Origin of the sequence: Saccharibacillus deserti (genome assembly GCF_013618475.1) — a bacterium.
GTDB lineage: Bacteria > Bacillota > Bacilli > Paenibacillales > Paenibacillaceae > Saccharibacillus > Saccharibacillus deserti.
Window position 1 is genome coordinate 241,859 of record NZ_JABJVN010000003.1, and the last position, 21,977, is coordinate 263,835.

The 21,977-nt window shown below is 54.8% G+C and carries 19 protein-coding genes; 12 read left to right on the plus strand and 7 right to left on the minus strand.

Annotation, left to right across the window (positions count from 1 at the left end; translation table 11 throughout):
* Nucleotides 1-20: 20 nt before the first annotated feature.
* From HOP44_RS11355 to HOP44_RS11365, 3 genes are all read left to right on the plus strand, one after another.
* Entirely contained in the window at nt 21-881 is an 861-nt protein-coding gene (locus HOP44_RS11355; protein WP_172200649.1) for a carbohydrate ABC transporter permease, read from the plus strand.
* The gene (locus tag HOP44_RS11360) at nt 882-1,721 is read left to right on the plus strand and encodes a carbohydrate ABC transporter permease (RefSeq protein WP_172200622.1); all 840 of its coding nucleotides are present in this window, start codon (nt 882-884) and stop codon (nt 1,719-1,721) included.
* Between the two features lie 174 nt (nt 1,722-1,895).
* Nucleotides 1,896-3,230 (plus strand): ABC transporter substrate-binding protein, encoded by a 1,335-nt coding sequence (locus tag HOP44_RS11365; RefSeq protein WP_172253352.1) that lies wholly within the window; start codon nt 1,896-1,898, stop codon nt 3,228-3,230.
* Nucleotides 3,231-3,326: 96 nt separating this feature from the next.
* Here HOP44_RS11365 and HOP44_RS11370 read toward each other — a convergent pair whose 3' ends face one another.
* On the minus strand, nt 3,327-3,842 hold the full coding sequence (locus tag HOP44_RS11370; RefSeq protein WP_172253353.1) for a hypothetical protein: 516 nt from the start codon (nt 3,840-3,842) through the stop codon (nt 3,327-3,329).
* An 80-nt stretch (nt 3,843-3,922) separates the two neighbouring features.
* Nucleotides 3,923-4,822: a LysR family transcriptional regulator gene (locus HOP44_RS11375; RefSeq protein WP_172253354.1), complete on the minus strand. Its 900-nt coding sequence runs from the start codon at nt 4,820-4,822 to the stop codon at nt 3,923-3,925.
* 119 nt (nt 4,823-4,941) lie between these two features.
* On the opposite strand from HOP44_RS11375, the gene HOP44_RS11380 reads away from it, so the two are divergent.
* Nucleotides 4,942-6,078, plus strand: a complete 1,137-nt coding sequence (locus HOP44_RS11380; protein WP_172253355.1) for an MFS transporter — start codon at nt 4,942-4,944, stop codon at nt 6,076-6,078.
* On the opposite strand, the gene HOP44_RS11385 is transcribed toward HOP44_RS11380, so the two are convergent.
* Nucleotides 6,075-6,599 (minus strand): ClbS/DfsB family four-helix bundle protein, encoded by a 525-nt coding sequence (locus HOP44_RS11385; protein ID WP_172253356.1) that lies wholly within the window; start codon nt 6,597-6,599, stop codon nt 6,075-6,077. The genes HOP44_RS11380 and HOP44_RS11385 overlap by 4 nt on opposite strands.
* 180 nt (nt 6,600-6,779) lie before the next feature.
* Here HOP44_RS11385 and HOP44_RS11390 point away from each other — a divergent pair, with 180 nt between their 5' ends.
* Nucleotides 6,780-8,003, plus strand: a complete 1,224-nt coding sequence (locus tag HOP44_RS11390; RefSeq protein WP_172253589.1) for a GTP-binding protein — start codon at nt 6,780-6,782, stop codon at nt 8,001-8,003.
* 111 nt (nt 8,004-8,114) lie between these two features.
* Entirely contained in the window at nt 8,115-8,594 is a 480-nt protein-coding gene (locus HOP44_RS11395) for an SRPBCC family protein (protein ID WP_172253357.1), read from the plus strand.
* Nucleotides 8,595-8,674: 80 nt separating this feature from the next.
* On the opposite strand, the gene HOP44_RS11400 is transcribed toward HOP44_RS11395, so the two are convergent.
* Nucleotides 8,675-9,124, minus strand: a complete 450-nt coding sequence (locus HOP44_RS11400; protein WP_172253358.1) for a hypothetical protein — start codon at nt 9,122-9,124, stop codon at nt 8,675-8,677.
* Nucleotides 9,125-9,354: 230 nt separating this feature from the next.
* On the opposite strand from HOP44_RS11400, the gene HOP44_RS11405 reads away from it, so the two are divergent.
* Nucleotides 9,355-10,140 carry a glucose-1-dehydrogenase gene (locus tag HOP44_RS11405; protein WP_172253359.1) on the plus strand — a complete coding sequence of 262 codons (786 nt, stop codon included), beginning with the start codon at nt 9,355-9,357 and terminating at the stop codon, nt 10,138-10,140.
* A 105-nt stretch (nt 10,141-10,245) separates the two neighbouring features.
* Complete coding sequence (locus HOP44_RS11410) at nt 10,246-11,934, plus strand: glycoside hydrolase family 13 protein (protein WP_172253361.1); 1,689 nt, start codon at nt 10,246-10,248, stop codon at nt 11,932-11,934.
* Nucleotides 11,935-12,117: 183 nt separating this feature from the next.
* Here the strand turns inward: HOP44_RS11410 and HOP44_RS11415 are convergent, their stop codons facing one another.
* Genes HOP44_RS11415 through HOP44_RS11425 form a run of 3 tightly spaced genes read right to left on the minus strand, consistent with a single transcriptional unit; the run spans nt 12,118 to nt 14,855 of the window.
* Nucleotides 12,118-12,795 carry an ABC transporter ATP-binding protein gene (locus HOP44_RS11415; protein ID WP_172253363.1) on the minus strand — a complete coding sequence of 226 codons (678 nt, stop codon included), beginning with the start codon at nt 12,793-12,795 and terminating at the stop codon, nt 12,118-12,120.
* A complete protein-coding gene (locus HOP44_RS11420) occupies nt 12,796-13,896 on the minus strand; it encodes a hypothetical protein (RefSeq protein WP_172253364.1) in 1,101 nt (366 codons plus the stop codon).
* The gene (locus HOP44_RS11425; protein ID WP_172253366.1) at nt 13,893-14,855 is read right to left on the minus strand and encodes a hypothetical protein; all 963 of its coding nucleotides are present in this window, start codon (nt 14,853-14,855) and stop codon (nt 13,893-13,895) included. Before HOP44_RS11425 ends, HOP44_RS11420 begins: the two co-directional genes overlap by 4 nt.
* Nucleotides 14,856-15,263: 408 nt before the next feature.
* Here HOP44_RS11425 and arfA point away from each other — a divergent pair, with 408 nt between their 5' ends.
* From arfA to HOP44_RS11445, 4 genes are all read left to right on the plus strand, one after another.
* Nucleotides 15,264-16,796, plus strand: a complete 1,533-nt coding sequence (gene arfA / locus HOP44_RS11430) for an arabinosylfuranosidase ArfA (protein WP_172253368.1) — start codon at nt 15,264-15,266, stop codon at nt 16,794-16,796.
* A 177-nt stretch (nt 16,797-16,973) separates the two neighbouring features.
* Nucleotides 16,974-18,458: an alpha-N-arabinofuranosidase gene (locus HOP44_RS11435; RefSeq protein ID WP_172253370.1), complete on the plus strand. Its 1,485-nt coding sequence runs from the start codon at nt 16,974-16,976 to the stop codon at nt 18,456-18,458.
* Nucleotides 18,459-18,508: 50 nt separating this feature from the next.
* Nucleotides 18,509-19,810, plus strand: coding sequence for a glycoside hydrolase family 27 protein (locus tag HOP44_RS11440; protein ID WP_172253372.1), 1,302 nt, complete (start codon nt 18,509-18,511; stop codon nt 19,808-19,810).
* Nucleotides 19,811-20,094: 284 nt separating this feature from the next.
* Nucleotides 20,095-21,948, plus strand: a complete 1,854-nt coding sequence (locus HOP44_RS11445) for a glycoside hydrolase family 13 protein (protein WP_172253374.1) — start codon at nt 20,095-20,097, stop codon at nt 21,946-21,948.
* The last annotated feature ends 29 nt before the right edge of the window (nt 21,949-21,977 follow it).

Here is a 21,977-nt window from a genome sequence, read left to right on the forward strand (position 1 = left end):
TGGCTGGACGCAAGCGCTGGATGAATTTACTGATGCAGAGCGTTTTTCTGGGTCCGTCGCTGCTTTTCTTTGTCGTCATTGTCGTCATCCCGTTTTTCCTGGGCATGTACTACTCGTTTACGGACTGGAACGGCGTAGCGGTCACGGTCAACTGGGTAGGAACACGCAATTTCGTCGCGATGTTCTCGGATACGAAATTCTGGGTTTCATTCTGGTTTACCATTCGTTTCACGCTGGCGGTCGTGATCCTCACCAATGTGATCGCGTTCCTGCTCGCTCTGCTGCTGGTGCAGCCGCTCAAAATGCGCAATCTGCTGCGGACGCTTTTCTTCATCCCGAACGTCATCGGCGGCCTGCTGCTCGGCTTCATCTGGCAGTTCATCTTCATCCGCGGCTTTGCGGCTGTCGGCAAAGCGACCGGAATCGGATTCTTCAACCTGGAATGGCTCGGTACGGAAGCGACCGGCTTCTGGGGGATCGTGATCGTGTTCGTCTGGCAGGCTGCCGGTTACATGATGATTATCTATATCGCAGGCCTGATGAACGTCGACCGCTCGCTGATCGAAGCGGCGGAGATCGATGGCGCCGGGTACGGACAGAAACTTCGTTTCATCACGTTCCCGCTGATCATGCCGGCTATCACGGTCTGCTTGTTCCTCTCGATGTCCAACGCATTCAAGATGTTCGACCTCAACTTGTCGCTGACACGCGGCGGACCGTTCGGCTCGACCGAATCGCTTGCGCTCAATATCTACACCGAAGCGTTTACGAACAGCAACTACGGACTCGGCACGGCGAAGGCGCTTCTGTTCTTCGTCATCGTAGCCGCCGTCTCGTCGCTGCAGGTCTGGTTCACGAAAAGAAGGGAGGTACAGTCCTAAATGGAAACGGGTCGCAAATATTCCGCACGAACCCTGCTGCTTGAAGTGATCGCGGTCCTGCTGGCGCTGCTGTTCCTAGTTCCCTTCTACTTTGTGATCGTGAACTCGCTCAAGAAGTTTGCCGATATCCTCAAGAACTCGGCTTCCCTTCCGAAGACCGTCACGTTCGACAACTTTACGCGGGCCTGGGAGATCCTTGAGTTTCCGAAAGCTTTCACCAACTCGCTCGTTATCACCATCTTGGCGAACGTCCTGCTGGCGCTGTTCTGTTCCATGGCTGCGTACCGGCTGGTCCGGCACCCGAGCCGCTTCAATAATATCGTATTCATGGCTTTCGTCGCAGCGATGGTTATCCCTTTCCAGTCGATCATGATTCCGCTGGTTCGGGTCGCGGCCAACCTGGGATTGACGGGCAATCTGCCGGGCCTCATCATCTGTTACTTGGGCTTCGGCGCTTCGCTGACGATCTTCCTGTTCCACGGCTTCGTGAAGTCGGTGCCGGTGGAAGTCGAGGAAGCGGGAATCATGGACGGCTGCTCGCCGTTCGGCGTCTTCTTCCGGATCGTCGTGCCGCTGCTTAAGCCGATGATTGTGACGGTATTCATCCTGAACACGCTGTGGATCTGGAACGATTTCCTGCTGCCGCTTCTGATTGTCGGAGGCAACGCGGAGCTTCGAACCATACCGCTTGCGACGAACGCTTTCTTCTCGCAGTATACCAAGCAGTGGGATTTGGCGCTGGCGGGACTGCTGATGGGCATCGCGCCGATCATCGTCTTCTTCCTGGCGCTCCAGAAGCATATCATTGCCGGCATCGCGGCCGGCGCTGTCAAAGGCTGATTCCCGACTGCACAAGAACGACCCACACACCGGCAAGTCGCAATATCACATAAAAGCAATCTTATTGTAATCGCTGGCCGCAGGATTGGGAAGAGCAAGGCCATCAGGCGAAGAAGTCCCATTTTTGCCAGACCGCAACATCGCTTCGACACACACAAAAGGGAGGCTGTACACATGAAAAAAACGAGCTTTCTCACCATGGCGCTGCTGCTGATGATTTCGCTGCTCGCCGCCTGCGGAGGCGGAGGCGCCATGCCGAATCCGGAAGCCGGTACAACCGGAACGACGGGCACGACCGAGACCAAGGAACCGGCAGCCGGAACGGATACGCCGACTTCCGACGTGACGCTCAAGATGTTCCAATTCAAAGTCGAAATCGCGGATGCGATGGAGAAACTGCTGGCCGAGTACAAAAAAGAAACCGGCGTCAACATCACGATCGAAACGGTCGGCGGCGGCGCGGATTACGGCGCGGCTCTCAAAGCGAAATTCGCTTCGGGCGACGAACCGGATATCTTCAACAACGGCGGCTACAATGAAGCGCAGCTGTGGAAAGACCGGATGGAAGATCTGTCCGATCAGCCTTGGGTAGCCGATCTGACCGACAACGTCAAAGATCCGATGACCATGGACGGCAAACTGTACGGCCTGCCGATGAATATCGAAGGCTACGGCTTCCTGTACAACAAAGCGCTGTTCGAACAGGCGGGCATCACGGAAATTCCGACGACGCTTACCGCTCTGCGCGAAGCGGCCCAAAAACTCAAAGAAGCGGGTATCACTCCGTTCGAGAACGGCTACCAGGAATGGTGGGTTATCGGCCAGCATTTGGTCAATGACGCTTACGCTAAACAGGAAGATCCGGACAAGTTCATCGCGGACTGGAGAGAAGGCAAGACTTCCGTTGGAGACAACGAAATCTTCAACCAGTGGCTCGATCTGGTCGACCTGACGATGGAATTCAGCAACGATCGTCCTCTGACGACCGACTACAACACGCAGATGACGGAATTCGCTTCCGGCATGGCGGCAATGACGCAGCAGGGCAACTGGACCCAGGTTCAGATCGACGGAATCGATCCGGAGATCGAAGTCGGCATCCTGCCAATGCCGATCAACGACGACGTAGCGTTGAACGACAACATCTTCGTCGGCGTACCAAACAACTGGGTCGTCAACAAAGCTTCGGCGAACAAAGAAGAAGCGAAGAAATTCCTCAACTGGATGGTCACTTCCGAAACGGGCAAACGCTACACGGTTGAAGAATTCAAATTTATCCCGGCGCTCAAGTCCATCACGTACGAACCGGAACAACTCGGCGATATCGCCGCAGGCATCCAGGAATACGTACAGGCCGACAAGACGCTGGGCTGGCAGTGGCCTAAGCTGCCGGACGGCACGAACCAAGAATTCGGCGCTCTGATGCAGGCTTATGTAGCGAAGAAGATTACGAAGGAAGAACTGTTCAAACAGATGGATGAAACGGTTCTGAAATTGGCTAAAAAGTAAGCATGAATAAGCCGCGTACGGTAAAAAAGCTCCCAGGCCTTAGGTCCTGGGAGCTTTTTTCTGTGAATGCGCACCGGCAAAAATGAGAGGACACCTTTAGGGAAGAAGATTTTCGCTTGTCAGACTCACTATTGCGTTTTCCAGCTCTTCCTGCTTGTAGCCGTCGGCGCTGAATCCGGCATGGAGCGTGATGTCTCCGCCTTTTTCGTAAAACTGCTTGATTTGTGTCTTGGAAGATTGCAAGCTGATCGTTTCGGTGTGCCATTCATCCGCGATAAGGGGTGTATAAATTCCTATCGTATTAACGCCGAAAGGTCCGCCGATTTCTTCGCCGTCGATCGTCAAGATTGCGAGAAAGAGCGGGTCGCCGTGCATAATCTTGACTTCCGGCTGATCCCCCGTATAGCGGATGCCGGCTTCCAGCGTAAAAGTATTATCTTCTTCTTTGATCCGGTCGACGACCAAGCGAAGCTCAAAATCGCTCTCTTCGATCTGCTTGACGGCAGTAAACTTGTCTTTGTCTTCGGTAACGGAGTCCGGCGTACTGTCGGTAGAGCAGGCGGACAGAAGCAGAAGCAGCAGGAAGATCGGCAAAACGATGCGCTTTTTCATCAAATGCCTCCTTATGTTGGGCCAAGCGTTACTTCATAGACGCTTCCGAACGCCAAAGGTTGACCCGATCCGCGAAAAATTCAGGGAAAAGTTCTCATCTGCCCGAAAAAATCGGTCAACCAAAGGATCAGCTCCCGCTGCGCGCCGGTAAGGAACCGGTCCGCGTAATAAGTCAGTTCCAGATGCCGGACCGGTTCTTCTCCGGACAGGGGAACGGCGGCAATATCCGGGTAGTCTGTTCCGTTTTGTCCGATCAGCCCGGCCGGCTGTACGGTTGCGCCTATTCCGGCGGATACGAGCTGCAGCAGCGAGACTGCCGAATCGGTCTCCATCACCGTCGACAATTCGAAGCCCTGTTTGCGGCAGGTCTCGTCGACGAGATCGCGGCCTACATAACCTTTGGGATACATCACCAGCGGGTGACTGCGCAGGTCCGCAAGCGTAATCCGTTTTCTTCGGGCCAGCTTGCTGTCTGCGCGGACGAACAGGCAGTACGGCTCAGATCCAAGCGGAATACGCGTGAGCCGATCGTCTGCCGGACCCCGGAGGCCGATACCCAGATCGACCTTGTGCCCAAGCACTTCTTCATGCGCAAAAATCGTCGAGATCACCCTGAGGCGGGTATCGGGATATTTGGTCTTGAACCGAACGAAGAGCGGAACCAACCGGAAGTCGAGATCCGAAGGCAGAGCAGCCAGCCGAATCTCGCCCTGGCTGCCCGAGCGGAGTTCGGTTGCCGCCGTTTGGATGTCCATTTCCGCCTGCAGCATCTTGGTGCCATAGTGCTTCAGCATTTTACCGGCCTCGGTCGCGACGACTTTTTTGCCGATCCGATCGAACAGAGGGATACCGATCTCCGCTTCCAGAACGCGGATCTGCTGGCTTAACGTAGGTTGGGAGATGCCCAATTCTTCGGCCGCCCGGGTAAAATGCAGCTGTTCGTACACGGCCAGAAAATAGCGGATGCTGCGCGTATCCATGATTGGATTTCGCCCCTATCATAGTTTTTAACTATCATTCTAATAAGAATAGTAGAATTGATCAATGAGAGAAGCCTGCCTATACTGAAACCCATCCGAATAAATAGGGAGGCGAGACGATGAAGAACTTTTATACGCTGCTGGCGATCGGCATGGCCGCTCTGAACCTTAGACCTTTGATGACATCCGTCGCTCCCCTGTTGGGCACGGTTCAGCGGGAGCTTGGAATGAGCGGGGCGGCAGCCAGTTTGCTCACGACAATCCCCGTTCTCTGCATGGGGTTGTTCGCGCCGCTTGCGGCCAAGATCGGCGACCGCCTCGGCCTGGAGCGAACGATATGGGCTTCTCTCCTGCTGATTGCCGCCATGACGGGCCTTCGGGGAGCGGGCAGCTCTGTCGCTCTGCTGATTGCGACGGCGGTCGTCGGCGGGATCGGGATCAGTCTGGCCGGGCCGCTGCTGTCCGCTTTTATCAAAAAGAATTTCCCCCGTAGGCCTGCCGTTGTCAGCGTGTATTCCGCTTCGATGACAGTCGGTGCGGCGCTGGCCTCGTCATTGTCTGTTCCGGTGTATGAGCGGAGCGGAGAGCATCTGAATACGGCGTTGGCCTGTTGGGCCGTTCTGGGCATTGCGGCGGCGGCGCTCTGGTGGAGCTTTGCCCGGCGCGGTGCACCCTCGAAAGGGCGGGCGCGTTCCATACTGCCTCTGCGCAATCGCAAAGCGATTCGGCTGACTTTGTTTTTTGGCCTGATGGCCGGAATTTTCTACTCGGTGACCGCCTGGATCGCCCCGATTGCGATCAATTTCGGCTATCGGCCGGATCAGGCGGCGGTATTCCTGAGCCTGTTTACGATCATCCAGATTCCGGTATCGTTGATCGCTCCGGGTCTGGTATCGCGGTGGGGCAGCCCAAGACCGGTATTGATCGGCTGCGGATTGTTTGAACTGGCGGGCGTCGGCATGCTGCTGCTCGGACTGCCCGTACTCCCGGCGGTCATTATGCTCGGACTCGGAGCCGGAGGCCTGTTCCCGCTGGCCCTGATGCTGCCGATTGCGGAAGCGCGCACTCCGGAGGAAGCCGGAGGATGGTCGGCTATGACGCAGGGCGGCGGTTATATTCTCGGCGCGATGGGTCCGCTCTCGATCGGTGCTCTGCATGATGCTTCGGGAAGCTTTACGGCAGCGCTGGCGATTCTGATGGTTGCGATTGCGGCGATGATCGCCGTGCAGTGGGGACTGGGCGGAAGCAGGAGTTAAACGGCTGCAGATTTCGACTTTTTCCACTTCCGGATCTTGCTTCGAAACGATCCGAACGGCGCTGCCGAGTTGATATGAATCCACCGGGCCATCGGCCAGTTGGGATTCTCTCCGGTCCAGCGCCGTTTTCCTTGGACAAACAGCTCTTCGTCGCTTAATCCGTCGATCCATGCCAGCCACTGCGCTTCCGCCCGGGCGAACATCGCCCGCAGCTCCGTCAGCGAGTAGGCTTCGTACTGCCGGTAAAAGTCCGCGTACATCTCGCCGAGCCGGTTCCAGGTATAGCCGGGTGCAGGCATTTGCGGCGTGCCGCCCGCGAGTTCTTCCGCTTCCCAGCTTCGTACCCGCGCCAGCCATCCCAACTGATAAGCCAGAATCTCGGCCGGCGTCCGGTCGACATCCGGCAGCCGCAGGTCTTTGTCCGATTCGGAGATTTCGTCGTATTCGGCATCCAGTTTGAGATAAGCGGCATGGATAGCGGCGGTCAGCGCTTCTTTTGACGCGTATACGTAACTTGGCATAGACACCCTCCTTTTGCTTCTCTTTTCATTATAGGCCGACAATATGGACAGCGCGGTGTCCGTTATGCAAACGAGGTAGCGGTAGTGTTGACAGCGGATTCGGAAAAGGATTAAGATACATAAAGTTAAATCGTAATAATTACGATTAAATAACTTATGAGAGCGAGCGTGAATTCATCCATGAGCCAATTCTCTAACAGGCAGACCGACAAAGACTCCCGCATTCCGGTCACCGTCCTCAGCGGTTATCTGGGTTCCGGCAAGACGACACTGCTCAACCATGTCCTGAACAACCGAACCGGGCTCCGAGTCGCCGTGATCGTCAACGATATGAGCGAAGTGAATATCGACGCGGATCTGATCCGAAGCGGCGGTGGACTGTCGCGGATCGACGAGAAGCTGGTCGAGATGTCGAACGGCTGCATCTGCTGCACGCTGCGCGAAGACCTGCTGACGGAAGTGGAACGCCTGGCGGAGGAAGGACGCTTCGACTATATTCTGATCGAATCGACGGGAATCGGGGAGCCGGTGCCGGTCGCGCAGACGTTCAGCTACGTGGACGAGGAGAACGGCATCGATCTGACGCAGCTGACGCGGCTCGATACGATGGTGACGGTCGTCAATGCGGCCGAGTTCTGGAACGACTACCAATCGCGCGAGAAGCTGCGGGACCGCGGGCAGGAAGTCGAGGCGGAGGATGGGCGGAGCATCGTCGACCTGCTGGTCGAACAGGTGGAGTTCTGCGACGTGCTGATTCTGAACAAATGCGATCTGGTGGAACCGGCCGAGCTGGACCGTCTGGAACAGGTGCTGCGCAGCCTTCAGCCGACGGCGAAGTTCATTCGCTCCGTCAACGGGCAGGTCGATCCGGCGGAGATTCTGAACACGGGACGCTTCGACTCCGAGCGGGCGAGCGAATCTGCGGGCTGGATTCAGGAATTAATGAAGGAAGAACATACGCCGGAGAGTGAAGAGTACGGCATCCATTCTTTTGTCTACAAAAGGAAAGTGCCGTTTCATCCCGAACGCTTCGGCCGCTGGTTGGGACGCTGGCCGGAATCGGTCGTGCGTTCCAAAGGCATCGTCTGGATGGCCTTCGACAACCGCAAAGCGTATTCGTTCAGCCAAGCCGGAAGCTCCAAAGAATTTACGAGCGCGGGGATGTGGGTATCGGCGCTGACGCCGGAAGAGCGGGACTTCTATTTCGGCGAAGGCGAATCGTTGGAGAATTCCCCGGATTGGGACGAACGCTGGGGCGACCGCGTGACGAAGCTTGTGCTGATCGGCATCGGCATGGACCGGGAAGCGATCGAGCAGTCGCTGGATGCGGCGCTGCTGACGGACGAGGAACTGGAGCAGGATTGGAGCCGGCTCCCGAATCCGTTTAAGCCGGTTACGGCTTAGGCGGTTCGGAAGGCCCTGGCTCCCGAAATAAGCGGCAGGCTCCCGGATGTTCAATTCCCTCGCTTGGCGTTAATGAAGGGAAGAGACTTAAGCGGCGGGGAGCGAGGAGCCATGAACGGATACCGATTCGTCAGCGACTGGATGCTGGAGACGAGTGCGGAAGAATTGTGGAAACTAATCGAGGAACCGGAGCGGGCGGATTGGTGGAGGGGCTGTTCGATCTGCAAGCTGAAATCGGGTACTTCCGGCGACGGGATCGGGGACGAATATCTGACCGTGATCCGGACGCGGATGCTGTACAAACTGTCTTTTACCGCGCGTATTGTGGAGAAGCGCCGTCCGCATCTGATCGAGCTGCGCGCGGCCGGTCACCTGGAAGGCAGCGGCCGGCTGGAGTTCGAACAGGTCGGCGCCTGCACCCGCGTCCGCTACACGTGGGAAGTGCGCACCAGGAAACGCTGGATGAATATGTGGGCGCCTTTTTTCCGTCCGGCGTTCGTCTGGAACCATAACCGGGTGATGGCGGACTGCCTCGAAGGTCTGACGCAGCGTCTGGGCATCCGATTGGTGCGGCCCGGAATAGCGGAATAAGCGCCGGGAGACCTTTTTCTCGCCAAAAACAAAAAAGAGCCGGAACAAGTGCGGATACGCACCTGTCCCGGCTCTTTCCGTTACTCTGCCGCCATACTTGACGTTAAGCTCGCCGCCACGATCTCCGGCAGTTCGGCTTTGTACGCTATGTAAGCTTCCTTGCTGATCTGGCCGTCGGCCAGGCGCTGTTCCAACTGCTGTTCCAGCTCCCGCACCTGCAGGGCGATCAGCTGCTCTTCGCTGCCGCCGCCGAGTACGGCAATTTCGCCCAGCGAAAATCCTTCGTACATCAGATCGTATACCTGCTGCTCATCCTGCGCGCCGAGCGCGTACAGGAAAGCGTCTTTGCTGCCGACCGTTTCGTCGCTCGAGGCCGGAGGCGTATCGCGATAGACCGCTTCCGCTTCGACTTTGCCGCCGCCGAGACTGCTGCCGAGCGTGATGCCGAGGGCCAGGGTACCGACGATCCAGATTCGTTTGAGATTGATGCGATACTTGGCAGGCAGTTCGGATTTTTTTAATGTTTTCATGGAGTTGCCTCGCTTTCCTGAATGGGTTGCGGTGTAAATGCCGCTATATGGAAGTCGTCCGTCTATGTGCGGGGTGTGAGGTGTTTGAAGCTTCCGTCTATCCTTACTATAACCGCCGAATATTAACCCAAGCTTAACGGGAGGTAATTTTTCCGAAAAGACGATAGCAAAAAAAGAAAGTTTCTGCGGCGGACAGCGGGGTACTAATAAGAAGAAGAGGAGGGATGGTTATGTATCCGGACCTGCAAGGAAAAACGGTGATCGTGACCGGAGCCGCATCGGGCCTCGGCAAATCGATCGCTCTGCGGCTTGGCCGCGAGAAAGCGAACATCGTCATCAACTACCACAGCAACAGCGAAGGCATTGAAGACATGGTGCGGGAGATCGAACAGGCGGGCGGCCGAGCCATTACCGTTCAGGCCAGTTCCTCGGAAGAGGAAGGCGTCAAGAAGCTGATCCAGGCCGCGCACGATACGTTCGGCGGACTCGACATCATGATCAACAACGCCGGCAAGGAAAATGAAGTCGAATCGCACAAACTCTCGCTTGACGACTGGAATGAGGTCATCAATCTCAATCTGACCGGCTATTTCCTCGGCAGCCGCGAAGCGATCGCTTATATGCTCGAACACGGCATCAAAGGCACGGTCATCAACATGTCCAGCGTGCACGAGATCATTCCATGGCCTCACTTCGTGCATTACGCGGCCAGCAAAGGCGGGGTCAAGATGATGACCGAGACGCTTGCGCTGGAGTACGCGCCGCACGGCATCCGGGTCAACTCGATCGGACCCGGTGCCATCAACACGCCGATCAACAAGAAGAAATTCGAAGATCCCGAGCAGAAAAAGCAGGTCGAGAGCATGATTCCGATGGGTTATGTAGGCGAACCCGAAGAAATTGCCGCCGTTGCGGCCTGGCTCTCGTCGTCGGAATCCAGCTACGTGACGGGTATCACGCTGTTTGCCGACGGAGGCATGACCAAGTATCCTTCTTTCCAAGGCGGAAAAGGGTAACGATCGAACAGTACCGGGTATGAATGAGGGGGAAGCGGAAGGGGTCTTGAACAGGGCAGCCCTTCCGCTTCTTTTTATTCGCAAACCGCGAAGGAGGAATAGGCAATGAATCCGAAATGGTGGAAAGAAAGCGTCGTTTACGAAATCTATATCAAAAGCTTCATGGACGCGAACGGCGACGGGGTCGGCGATCTGGCCGGCGTTTTCTCGAAACTCGGCTACCTGCAGGAACTCGGCGTAGATGTACTGTGGCTGGCTCCGATCTTTGATTCGCCCGATCATGAAGGCGGTTACGATATTCGCGATTACCGGAAAATCATGGACAAATTCGGCACGATGGAAGACTTCGAACGGCTGCTGGAAGACGCGCATGCACGCGGCATGAAGATCATGCTGGAGATGCCGCTGAACCATACGTCCAACGAACATCCGTGGTTCCGGGAATCGCGTGCCTCCAAGAAGAACGACAAGCGCAACTATTATATCTGGCGCGAAGGCCGGGGTTCCGGTTTTCCGAACAACTGGGGCTCGTACTTCGGCGGTTCGGTCTGGGAGTTCGAACCGGAAACGGAAGAATACTATATGCATCTGTACAGCCACCGCCAGCCCAATCTGAATTGGGAAAACGAGCGGGTGCGCGAAGAAGCGTATCAAATCGTCAAATGGTGGGCGGACAAAGGCGTGGACGGATTCCATTTCAACTCGATCGCCCATGTGGTCAAGACCGAAGGGCACGACGACGAGGACACGGGGAATATGCAGCATCTGCCGGTCGAGCGGGCCTATCAAATGTTTTCGAGTCTGGACAAGGTGAACGGAATCGTGAAAAGGCTGCACGACGAAATAGGCGCGGAATACGATATCGTCGCGATTGGCGAAGCGGCGGGGCTCGATCCGGCGCAGACGCTCGATTCGATCGGAGACGAGCCGGGCAAAGCGAATATGGTGCTCAACTCCGACCATCTGCTGCTCAGCCATTCGTCGCAGGGTATCGGGCGCTGGACGAACAAATCGTGGACCCTGCTCGATATCAAGAACGCGATCAGCCATTGGCAGACCGTGCTGCACGGGCAGGGATGGAACGCCAACAATCTCGCCGACCACGACCAGCCGCGTTCCGTATGCCGGTTCGGCCATACGGGCGAATACCGGGAGCTGTCGGCGAAAATGCTGGCGACGCTGCTGATGACGCTTGAAGGCACTCCGCTGATCTATCAAGGCGAAGAACTGGGCATGGTCGGCGGCGTATTCCATACGGCGGAAGATTTCCGCGACGAAGAAACACTGAATTTCCTGGACCATGCGCGCAAGGGCGGCATGGACGAAGAAGAAGCGCTCAAGATCGCAAGGCGCAATACGCGCGACGCGGGCCGTACCCCGATGCAGTGGGACGCTTCGCGCGGAGCGGGCTTTACGACGGGAGAGCCGTGGATGGGCATCGCGCCGGATTACGAGACGGTCAACGCCGCTTCGGCCCTGGCCGATCCGAACTCGGTGTTCCATTATTACAAGAAGCTGATCGGACTGCGCAAAGTCAGCCGAACGCTTCTCTACGGCGAGTACCGGCTGCTGCTGCCGCTCGACAAAGACATCTACGCGTATACGCGCACGTTCGAAGACGAGACGCTGATGGTCGTGCTGAATTTCTTCGGCGGCACGCCGATGTTCCCGTGTCCCGAGCGGCTATGCGAGCGTCCGCGCGAGTTCCTGATCGGGAACTACGAACCGGGCGTGGTGGAAGGCAGCGACTTCGAGCTGCGGCCGTATGAGGCAGCGGTGTATCGGTTGGGGTGAGGGATCAAACGAAAACAACATCAAAAATGGCTATCCCTATACATAGGGATAGCCATTTTTGATAGAACGTAGTACCCTTTCAACTCTTAATCAGAGGTTTACGTTTTCCTGAAACGCACACGCTTTAGGTGCGATTCAGGGGAGCGTAATCTTACCTTTAGTGTTGACAAGGTAGTAGTTTTTTCATATCAACAAATTTCCATCGATCATTTTAATTTCTCTTTCGCAGCCTTGAGCAAGCTCCGGATTATGGGTAACCATGATAAGTGTTTTTCCTTCTTCAACTAATGATTTGAGCAAAAGAAAGATCTCTTTGCTTGTTTCGGTATCCAAAGAGCCAGTCGGTTCGTCCGCCAGTATCACTTCCGGATTGTTTACAAGGGCTCTCGCGATCGCTACTCTTTGTTTTTGACCACCGGATAAAGTCGATACTTTCTCTTTTACTTTTTCCAAGATCCCTACTTTTTGAAGAACAGATTGAACTCTGTTTCTGCGCTCTTTCTTATTGAGGGCCGGATTCGCATATAACAACGGGATTTCTACATTTTCGTATACGTTATAATGATCGACTAAAGCAAAATTCTGTACGATATATCCAAAAAACTGATTTCGGTATTTTGTTCTTTCTCTTGAATTGATTGTAGAGAAGCTTGTTGAATTTATCAGCAGTTCACCTGAGGATGGAGGAACCAGGAGACCAATCATATTGATCAAAGTCGTTTTTCCGCATCCTGATGGGCCTGTAATAGCAGTGCTTGTACCTTTGTCAAAAGTTAGAGAAACGTCTTCAACCGCGATAATGATATTTTTACCAGATGTAAACTTTTTATGGAGAGCAATGGTTTCGATCAAATGGAACATTTATGCACGCTCCCTTGCCACATAAATGATGTTTGAGCTTTTTAACCTGGATAATCCTATCAAACTTATTACTAAAGGAATGATCATACAAAAACCTATTCCCCAATATACATAAGCAAGGCCAGAACCCATTAAAAATAAAACAGACAGCGCGAGGCTGATCGGTGGAATAATCATGCCCAATAAGTAGACCATGATGCGTTGGAATATCGATTCAAGACGGGCACCGTACAATAGATGCACTGCGTATTCCTGCAGATTTTGTTCGATGAGTTGGATCGTATTAATTGTCAAGCTAACAAAGACAAAAAGTGAAGTTATTAAATAAAAAGCGGTTAACAAAATAGCATTTTTATATAAGCTGCCATAGTGTTCGTGCAGCTGCTGATTGAATGAAATAGGAGATAAGGTGGTGCCTTGTTGATTCATACGCAAAATGTATTCTGCAATTTCGTCACTATTCACATCAAATAGAACAGAGTTTCGCATAAGTTCATCCATATAATAATAGCTATGTAACTCGTTCATTTTTTGTTTGCTTGTTAAAATAACAATCGATTCGTCCAGACTCATCATGGCTTCACGTAAAATATAAGTGGAATTCGCCGGAAGCCTGCCTTCTATAATAGATTTTTCTTTTTTTACAGTACCGTATTGCAGAACGTCACCTACATGAACACTCTTGACTTTTGAGCCGATCCAGATCGTGGAATCCGTAGAATCGGTTCGAACCTTATTGTATTTTTCCAAGTTAAAAACTTCATCGAAAGCACCTACACCCATTACAACCGGGGTATTTTCTAAACCTTCGAATCTTACAGATGTGAGGATAGAGTAGGCTTTTTTCTCGGAGTCCATCAACTTTTGGAGAAAGTCTTCATTTTCTTGAGAGTAATTAAGATGGCTTGTACTGCCGGTTTGAAAATAAATAGAATCATTCGCTTCTAATTTTTTTATAGCGTCCAAGCCATGAAAGCTAAATAGTAATTCCCGAGCAGCCGCAAAAAGGAAAAATAAAGAAACAAAGATTTGCAGCATGAATAGGACTGCCGTCATTGGTTTTTTTAAAATGTCTTTAATCGCTAGCTTGAATTGAATCATAGCATCACGCTCCAAGCCCGTTCTCTCGTTTTTTGTTTGGAGAAAGCTAGCAGCAACAAAACAAACGATAAGACGACATGAATAAGAAACGAAGATCCAATTAAATGCCAAGGAGGCCTCGTACTGGATAACGTAATAAGGGCACTTCCTAAAAGGGTACCTAAGAGAGCGCCTCCGATTATAAAGGTAGACAAATGCTTGAATAGCCTGAGCGCCAATTTTGAGAATGAAGCTCCATAAAGGGTATGAATCAAAAATTCTCTTTTTCTTTTAAAAAGCAAAAAATGATAACTGATCAGATTGGAAAAATAAATAAAAACGATACCTAAAACCATTGAAAGGACAACGGGTTGAAGGATATAAGACCGGATCCAATCCTTATTAGACAATCGGCTTAATCGAAGTTCAGTTTCATAGTTGTAACGATTAAATATGTTCAAGAAGTAATGGGCATCTTTTTTAGGAACGTTTTTCAAAATGTACTGTCCATTGAACTCTTGAGCATTTGCAAGCAGAGACACGCTATCGTATTGATTTTGGTTAATAGCAAAAGCAGATGTAGTTGAATAGACAGCTCTTAAAAATTTATATTCTCCGTCGATAAGAACATTATTTTCTTTAACTAATTTCGAAACTATCGAATTTTCTTTGACCATTACTTGAGAACTTTCGGACTTGAAGTCGGAATTATTGAAGTAGTTCCCTCGCTCTAAGGGTTCGGAAGCGAATGCTCCAGAAGGATCATAAAGATATAAGCTTCTCCCCGAGTCAGGCAAAAATAAAACGGTGATTCTCGGATTTTCATTTAAAAAAGCCATAAGTTCTTTTTTTTCTGGAATAGCATCTATAGAGGGATTACCAGCAGATTTATGTATGTTTAATTCCAAGTCACTGGGTTGAATGTTGAAAGGTTGTTTGGTGAAAAACGCGTAGCCGTAATACATCTGCATAGCAAACAAAAACAAACTACAACTGCAAAAAAGATTAAGCCAAAAGAAAGACCCATTTTTCTTGTAAATAAACTCACCTTCAATCTTTACAAAATGAACATTCCTTCTTTATTTTGGTTCAGTTACATTTTTTATATTAAAAAGAAATAGTTATAAAGTCAAAGGGTCCGGTTTTCGCTTATTTAATTTATGGTTTTCAAATTAGTAGCTGAATAAATCATATAATTAATGTTTTCATTAATAATTCACATAATAATTGACTTGTACGGACATGCATGATACATTGGGTGCGTAAAGGTTCTTCCGCCCGCGAAGACGGCATCGGAGCCTAGAAAAGGCTCGCCCGGATCAGCGGTTTGACGTGAATTGTAAGCGTTTCATCGGAGAGAGCCTTCATTAACTTTGCAGATGGAAAGGATGAGCAGATTGGCAGCATCTAACCTCAAAGCCAGAATGATCGTCGATAAGGCGTTCCGCATTTCCGAGATCGACGAGCGCATCTATGGATCGTTTATCGAACACCTGGGCCGTGCCGTGTACGGAGGCATCTACGAGCCTGGACATCCGACATCCGACGAGTACGGGTTCCGCGGCGACGTGAAGCAGTTGATCCGCGACCTGCGAGTGCCGATCGTCCGTTATCCGGGCGGCAACTTCGTCTCGGGCTACGATTGGGAAGACGGCGTCGGACCGGTCGAAGACCGCCCGAAACGCCTCGAACTGGCATGGCGCACTCTTGAGCCGAACTATGTGGGAACGAACGAGTTCATGCGCTGGGCCAAAGACGCCGGCACCGACGTGATGATGGCCGTCAACCTCGGAACGCGGGGCATCGACGCCGCGCGCAATCTGGTCGAATACTGCAACCATCCGGGCGGCAGCCGCTACAGCGACCTGCGCAAAAGCCACGGGTTCGCGGAGCCGCACAAGATCAAAATGTGGTGTCTCGGCAACGAAATGGACGGACCTTGGCAGATCGGGCACAAGACGGCGGAAGAGTACGGACGTCTGGCGCTCGAGACCGGCAAAGCGATGCGGCTGATCGACCCGGACATCGAACTGGTGTCCTGCGGCAGCTCCAGCACCGGTATGCCGACTTTCCCGTCGTGGGAAGCGGATACGCTGGACCATACGTACGAAGTGGCAGACTTCGTCTCGCTGCACCAGTACTACGGCAACCGGGATAACGACTCGGCGAACTACTTGGCCCGCGGGATGGACATGGACCACTTTATCCATACGGTCATCTCGACGACGGACTACATCAAAGCCAAGAAGCGCAGCAAAAAGACGATGAAGCTCAGCTTCGACGAATGGAACGTCTGGTACCACTCCAACGAAGCGGACGCGCAGATCGACCGCAACCCGTGGAGCGTGGCGCCTCCGCAGCTCGAAGACGTGTACAACTTCGAAGACGCGCTGCTCGTCGGCAGCATGCTGATGACGTTCCTGCGCCGCGCGGACCGCGTGAAGTCGGCCTGCCTCGCGCAGCTCGTCAACGTTATCGCGCCGATCATGACCGAGAACGGCGGACGTTCGTGGAAACAAACCATCTACTATCCGTACCTGCATGCTTCCGTCTACGGCCGCGGGGTCTCGCTCAAGCCGGTCGTGGATTCGCCGAAATACGACGCGCAGGACTATACGGATGTGCCATATCTCGATACCGCCGTCGTGCATAACGAAGAAGAAGACACGCTGACGATCTTCGCGCTCAACCGTCACCTGACCGAAGCGCTCGACCTGACCTGCGACGTGCGCAGCTTCGAAGGCTATGCGATCGAAGAACATATCGTGCTGGAAAACGACGACCTCAAAGCCGTCAACACGGCCGACAGCGAGAAGGTCGCTCCGCATAACCGAGGCGCTTCCGAGCTCAAAGACGGCATCGTAAGCGGACGTCTGGCCAAAGCGTCGTGGAACGTAATTCGTCTGCGCAAGCGGGGCTGATCGCTTGAAGCAGGGCAAAGCAAGGCAGGAAGCAGGAAACATGCCGGCAATCGTTTCGGAAAATGCGAAGCGCTGCGGGCATATTCCCGTTGGCCTGCGCCGGTAAACTTTTTGCGCTCAAAGGTACGTACAAGTTAACATAATATCCTTCAGGGGATCGCCGGGGAGGCCTTTTTCATGACAAAAGCATCGGTAATCGTCAACGCCGACGTGACGCTTGGCAAGATCGACCGCAACATTTACGGACAGTTCGCGGAGCATCTGGGACGCTGTATTTACGAAGGCATGTGGGTCGGGGAAGACTCGGAGACGCCCAACATCGACGGAATCCGCAAAGACGTGCTGCAGGCGCTCAAGAATCTCAGCATTCCGGTCCTGCGCTGGCCGGGGGGCTGCTTCGCCGACGAATATCATTGGAAAGACGGCGTAGGTCCGCGCGAAGGACGCGCCCGGATGGTCAATACGCACTGGGGCGGCGTGGTAGAGAACAATCATTTCGGCACGCATGAATTCTTCCGGCTGTGCGAGCTGCTGGAGACGGAACCGTATATCTGCGGCAACGTGGGCAGCGGATCGGTGCAGGAGATGAGCGAATGGGTCGAGTACATGACGTTCGACGGCGAATCCCCGATGGCCAAATGGCGTCAGGAGAACGGGCAGGAGAAGCCGTGGAAACTGAAATATTTCGGCGTCGGCAACGAAAACTGGGGCTGCGGCGGCAATATGCGCGCGGAGTATTATGCCGACGAATACCGCCGCTACCAGACGTATTCGCGCAATTACGGCGACAACAAGCTGTTCAAGATCGCGGGCGGACCGAACGTCGACGATTACCATTGGACGGAAGTGCTGATGCGCGAAGCGGGCCGCCATATGGACGGACTCAGCCTGCATTATTACACGATGGAAGGCAGCTGGGAAGAGAAGAAATCGGCGCTCGGCTTCGACGAGAACGGCTGGTTCGAAGTGATGAAGAAGTCGCTGCACATGGACGAGCTGATCACCCGTCACACCACGATCATGGACAAATACGATCCGGAGAAAAGAGTGGCGCTGATCGTCGACGAATGGGGTACGTGGTTCCTGAGCGAGCCGGGCACCAATCCGGGCTTCCTGTACCAGCAAAATTCGCTGCGCGACGCGCTGGTCGCCGGTCTGCACCTGCATATTTTCCACAACCACCACGAACGCGTCAAAATGACGAACATCGCGCAGATGGTCAACGTGCTGCAGGCGATGATCCTGACCGAAGGCGACAAAATGCTGCTCACGCCGACGTATCACGTGTTCGAAATGTTCAAGGTCCATCAGGATGCCGACGTGCTGCAGATGGCCGTGGAGACGCCGGATTACGAGCTGAACGGTGATTCGATCCCGCAGGTCAGCGTATCCGCCTCGCGCAAAGACGGCGATGTGCATATCAGCTTGTGCAACGTCAGTCCGACGTCGGGCAGCAGCCTGACGCTCGACCTGCGCGGCATCGGAGCGGAAGGCGCCGTAAGCGGACGCGTGCTGACGGCAGGGCGCATGGATGCGCACAATACGTTCGAGCAGCCGGACACGATCGCGCCGCAGGCGTTCGAGAACTTCAAGCGTGAAGGAAGCGGCTTGAACGTGGAGCTGCCCCCGATGTCGGTGACGGTGCTGACGATCAAAGGCTGAACGGACGATTCAAGCGCGGGAAACCCGATGCGTAGGGAGGAGCGATCGCAATGAAGCATCATGCTTACGCGCAGACGCCGCCGCTCGGCTGGAACAGCTGGGACTGCTACGGCGCGAGCGTCACGGAAGAAGAGGTGCGCGGCAACGCGGACTATATGGCGGAACATCTCAAAGCCCACGGCTGGGAATACGTCGTCGTCGATATTCAATGGTACGAACCGGGCGCGTATTCTTCGCGCTACCGGCCGTTCGTGCCGCTCGAAATGGACGAGTATTCCCGCCTGATGCCGGCGGCGAACCGGTTTCCTTCCGCGGAAGGCGGCAGCGGATTCCGCGAGCTGGCGGACTACGTGCACGGTCTCGGCCTCAAGTTCGGCATCCATATCATGCGCGGTATCCCGCGTCAGGCGGTGCATGCCGATACGAAGATTCTCGGCACGGGCGTCACCGCCCGGCAGATCGCGCATCCCAATTCGATCTGTCCGTGGAACACGGATATGTACGGCGTCGATCCGGCGCAGGAAGGCGCCCAGGCGTACTACGATTCGCTGTTCGCGCTCTATGCGCAGTGGGGCGTCGACTACGTCAAAGTCGACGATATCGCCGACTCGCGGCTGTACGGCTACCACGAAGGCGAAGTCGAACTGATCCGCCGCGCAATCGACGGATGCGGCCGCGATATGGTCTTGAGCCTGTCGCCGGGGCCGGCGCACGTCGACCGGGCCGAGCATTTGATCGGGCATGCCAATCTGTGGCGGATGACCGACGATTATTGGGACCATTGGTTCCTGCTGCGCGGCATGTTCGAGCGCTGCGAAGCGTGGGCGCCGCACGTCGGCCCGGGGCATTTCCCGGATTGCGACATGCTGCCGCTCGGGCGGATCGGCATTCGCAGCGTCGACGGCGGGGACGAAGACCGCCAGACGCGCTTTACGAAGGACGAGCAGGTCACGATGATGACCTTGTGGAGCCTGTTCCGCTCGCCGCTCATGTTCGGCGGCGAACTGCGCAGCAACGACGAGTGGACCTTGTCGCTGCTCACCAACGACGAAGTGCTGGCCGTCTCGAAGCACGGCCGTGAACCGCGCCCGCTGCCTCGGCGCGCCGGAGATCCGGACGGCGTCCGGATCTGGGTCTCAAGCCGCCCGGACGGCGGCTTGAACGTGGGCCTGTTCAATCTCGGCGACGAACCCGCCGAGATCGCATTGGCCCCGGGCGAGATCGCGTCCGCGCCGGATGCGCGCGTCCGCGATCTGTGGGCGCGGCAGGATCTGGCCGCGCCGGAAGGGCTGCTGCGGGCGCAGCTCCCGCCGCACGGCAGCCGCCTGCTGGCGGTGACGGCGCCGCAGTGACGCCGCTGTGGGCTTGACCGCCCTGCGGCGGGACGTCCAAACCCGGAGCTCAAGCTTTCCACCCGCCTCCCGGCGGGCGGAAAGCTTGTTTGGCATGCCGTTTTGTCGTCGGCGCCGCCTTTTTTATTCAAAATTGTTCTTTTCCCTTTTAAGTGCGAGCCTTGCCGGGTAAATGTTTCACACTGCCTATAGTCTTTTTGAAAGCCGCTTCATATTTTTCCGTGACATTGAATTCCGATTCACGCCTATACCCACACTCGACACTCAGAAAGGGGAATCCTCCCATGCTGCAACAATCCGTACGACGCGAACAAGAATCGCCGCAGCAGTCCTCCGCGCAGCACGAACCGTGGAAAGAAAAAGTCGTGTATCAAATATTCCCCCGCAGTTTTCAGGATTCGAACGGAGACGGAAGCGGCGATCTGCCGGGCATCGTCTCCCGCCTGGACTATATTCGCTCGATCGGGGTCGATACGATCTGGTTGAGTCCGGTCTATGAGTCGCCGCGTGTCGATCAGGGCTACGATATCCGCAACCACCGCGAGATCGATCCCCTGATGGGCACGATGGAAGACTGGGAAGAACTGCTGCGGGAGACGCATGCGCGCGGCATGGATCTGTGGATGGATCTGGTGCTGAACCATACCTCCGATCAGCATCGCTGGTTCAAACAGGCCCTCAGCTCCAAAGACAATCCGTACCGCGATTACTACATTTGGCGCGAAGGAGAATCGGAAGGCGAACCGCCGAACAACTGGACCTCCTACCTTGGCGGAAGCGCCTGGACCCGCGATGAAGCGAGCGGCGAGTATTATCTGCACCTGTACAACAAGCGGCAGCCCGACCTCAACTGGGACAATCCCAAAGTGCGCGAGGAGATCCAGGGATTGGTCCGCTACTGGCTGGACAAAGGCGTGGACGGTTTCCGGCTGGACGCGATCAACGTCGTCTCCAAAGACCACCGGCTGCCCGACACGGACGAGAGCAAGCTCGAAGGCAGCGGCTACAAGCATTTCAAAAACGGTCCCCATGTGCACGAATATCTGCGGGAGCTGAACGAGAAAGGTTTTTCGCATAAGAAAGGCACGGTTACGGTGGGCGAAGCTTCGATGGTCTCGATGGAAGACGTGGCGCGCTACACCGACCCCGACCGCCAGGAGCTGAGCATGATCTTCATGATGGAGTCGCCGAACATCGGGACCGATCCGAACGACTCGTTCAAAGAGCGGGAATGGAAGCTGCCGGAGCTCAAAGAGATCGTGACGAGATGGGAAAAAGAACTGCTGAACCGGGGCTGGTTCGGGCTGTTCGCGAGCAACCACGATCATCCGCGCATGGTGTCAAGCTTCGGCCATGACGGGGAGTACCGCGTCGAATCGGCCAAGATGCTCGCCACGCTCGTGCATACGCTGTGGGGCACGCCGTTCATTTACCAAGGCGAGGAGATCGGCATGACGAATTATCCGTTCGAATCGGTCGACCAGCTGGACGATCAGATGGCGCTGCATTATTACGAATCCCGGACGGAACGCGGCGAAGATCCCAAAGAAGTGGAGAGCCGCGTGCTGGCCGGCACCCGGGATCACGCGCGGACGCCGATGCAGTGGACCGACGAAGATCAGGCGGGCTTCACAAGCGGGGAGGCCAAGCCGTGGATGCCGGTCAATCCCAACTACCGCGAGATCAACGTGCAGGCGCAGGAGAACGACCCGGATTCCATTCTCAACTATTACCGCAGGCTGATCGCCCTGCGCCGCGAGCATGCCGACGTGATCGTCCACGGCGAATACGTGCCGCTGCTGGAAGAACATGAGCAGGTGTTTGCCTACGTGCGTCGGAACGCACAGAGACAAGGCCTGGTGCTGCTGAATTTTTCGGAAAAAGAAGCGGAGTTCGAGCTGCCCGACGATATCGGCGTCTGTCCGGAATCGGCGTATCGGCTGCTCGGCAATTATCCGGCGGAGGATAGAGCGGAAGAAGGGACCGATCCGAACGAAGGCGGCGGTGCGGATACGCGGCGCGAAGAGGCGGACACGGGAAAAGAAGGCCGTTCGCGCACAAAAGGCGATGTCGTTCCGCATGTGCTGCGTCCGTACGAAGCGCTCGTTATCGGCGGATTGAAGCCGGCTCCGAGATGAGGAGGGAGCCTTTTTTTGCGAATCCCGAC

Bases quoted from the DNA above. Each gene is read 5' to 3' on its own strand.
- HOP44_RS11355 (WP_172200649.1), top strand. From the start codon at position 21: ATGAATTTACTGATGCAGAGCGTTTTTCTGGGTCCGTCGCTGCTTTTC.
- HOP44_RS11360 (WP_172200622.1), top strand. From the start codon at position 882: ATGGAAACGGGTCGCAAATATTCCGCACGAACCCTGCTGCTTGAAGTG.
- HOP44_RS11365 (WP_172253352.1), top strand. From the start codon at position 1,896: ATGAAAAAAACGAGCTTTCTCACCATGGCGCTGCTGCTGATGATTTCG.
- HOP44_RS11370 (WP_172253353.1), bottom strand. From the start codon at position 3,842: ATGAAAAAGCGCATCGTTTTGCCGATCTTCCTGCTGCTTCTGCTTCTG.
- HOP44_RS11375 (WP_172253354.1), bottom strand. From the start codon at position 4,822: ATGGATACGCGCAGCATCCGCTATTTTCTGGCCGTGTACGAACAGCTG.
- HOP44_RS11380 (WP_172253355.1), top strand. From the start codon at position 4,942: ATGAAGAACTTTTATACGCTGCTGGCGATCGGCATGGCCGCTCTGAAC.
- HOP44_RS11385 (WP_172253356.1), bottom strand. From the start codon at position 6,599: ATGCCAAGTTACGTATACGCGTCAAAAGAAGCGCTGACCGCCGCTATC.
- HOP44_RS11390 (WP_172253589.1), top strand. From the start codon at position 6,780: ATGAGCCAATTCTCTAACAGGCAGACCGACAAAGACTCCCGCATTCCG.
- HOP44_RS11395 (WP_172253357.1), top strand. From the start codon at position 8,115: ATGAACGGATACCGATTCGTCAGCGACTGGATGCTGGAGACGAGTGCG.
- HOP44_RS11400 (WP_172253358.1), bottom strand. From the start codon at position 9,124: ATGAAAACATTAAAAAAATCCGAACTGCCTGCCAAGTATCGCATCAAT.
- HOP44_RS11405 (WP_172253359.1), top strand. From the start codon at position 9,355: ATGTATCCGGACCTGCAAGGAAAAACGGTGATCGTGACCGGAGCCGCA.
- HOP44_RS11410 (WP_172253361.1), top strand. From the start codon at position 10,246: ATGAATCCGAAATGGTGGAAAGAAAGCGTCGTTTACGAAATCTATATC.
- HOP44_RS11415 (WP_172253363.1), bottom strand. From the start codon at position 12,795: ATGTTCCATTTGATCGAAACCATTGCTCTCCATAAAAAGTTTACATCT.
- HOP44_RS11420 (WP_172253364.1), bottom strand. From the start codon at position 13,896: ATGATTCAATTCAAGCTAGCGATTAAAGACATTTTAAAAAAACCAATG.
- arfA (WP_172253368.1), top strand. From the start codon at position 15,264: ATGAGCAGATTGGCAGCATCTAACCTCAAAGCCAGAATGATCGTCGAT.
- HOP44_RS11435 (WP_172253370.1), top strand. From the start codon at position 16,974: ATGACAAAAGCATCGGTAATCGTCAACGCCGACGTGACGCTTGGCAAG.
- HOP44_RS11440 (WP_172253372.1), top strand. From the start codon at position 18,509: ATGAAGCATCATGCTTACGCGCAGACGCCGCCGCTCGGCTGGAACAGC.
- HOP44_RS11445 (WP_172253374.1), top strand. From the start codon at position 20,095: ATGCTGCAACAATCCGTACGACGCGAACAAGAATCGCCGCAGCAGTCC.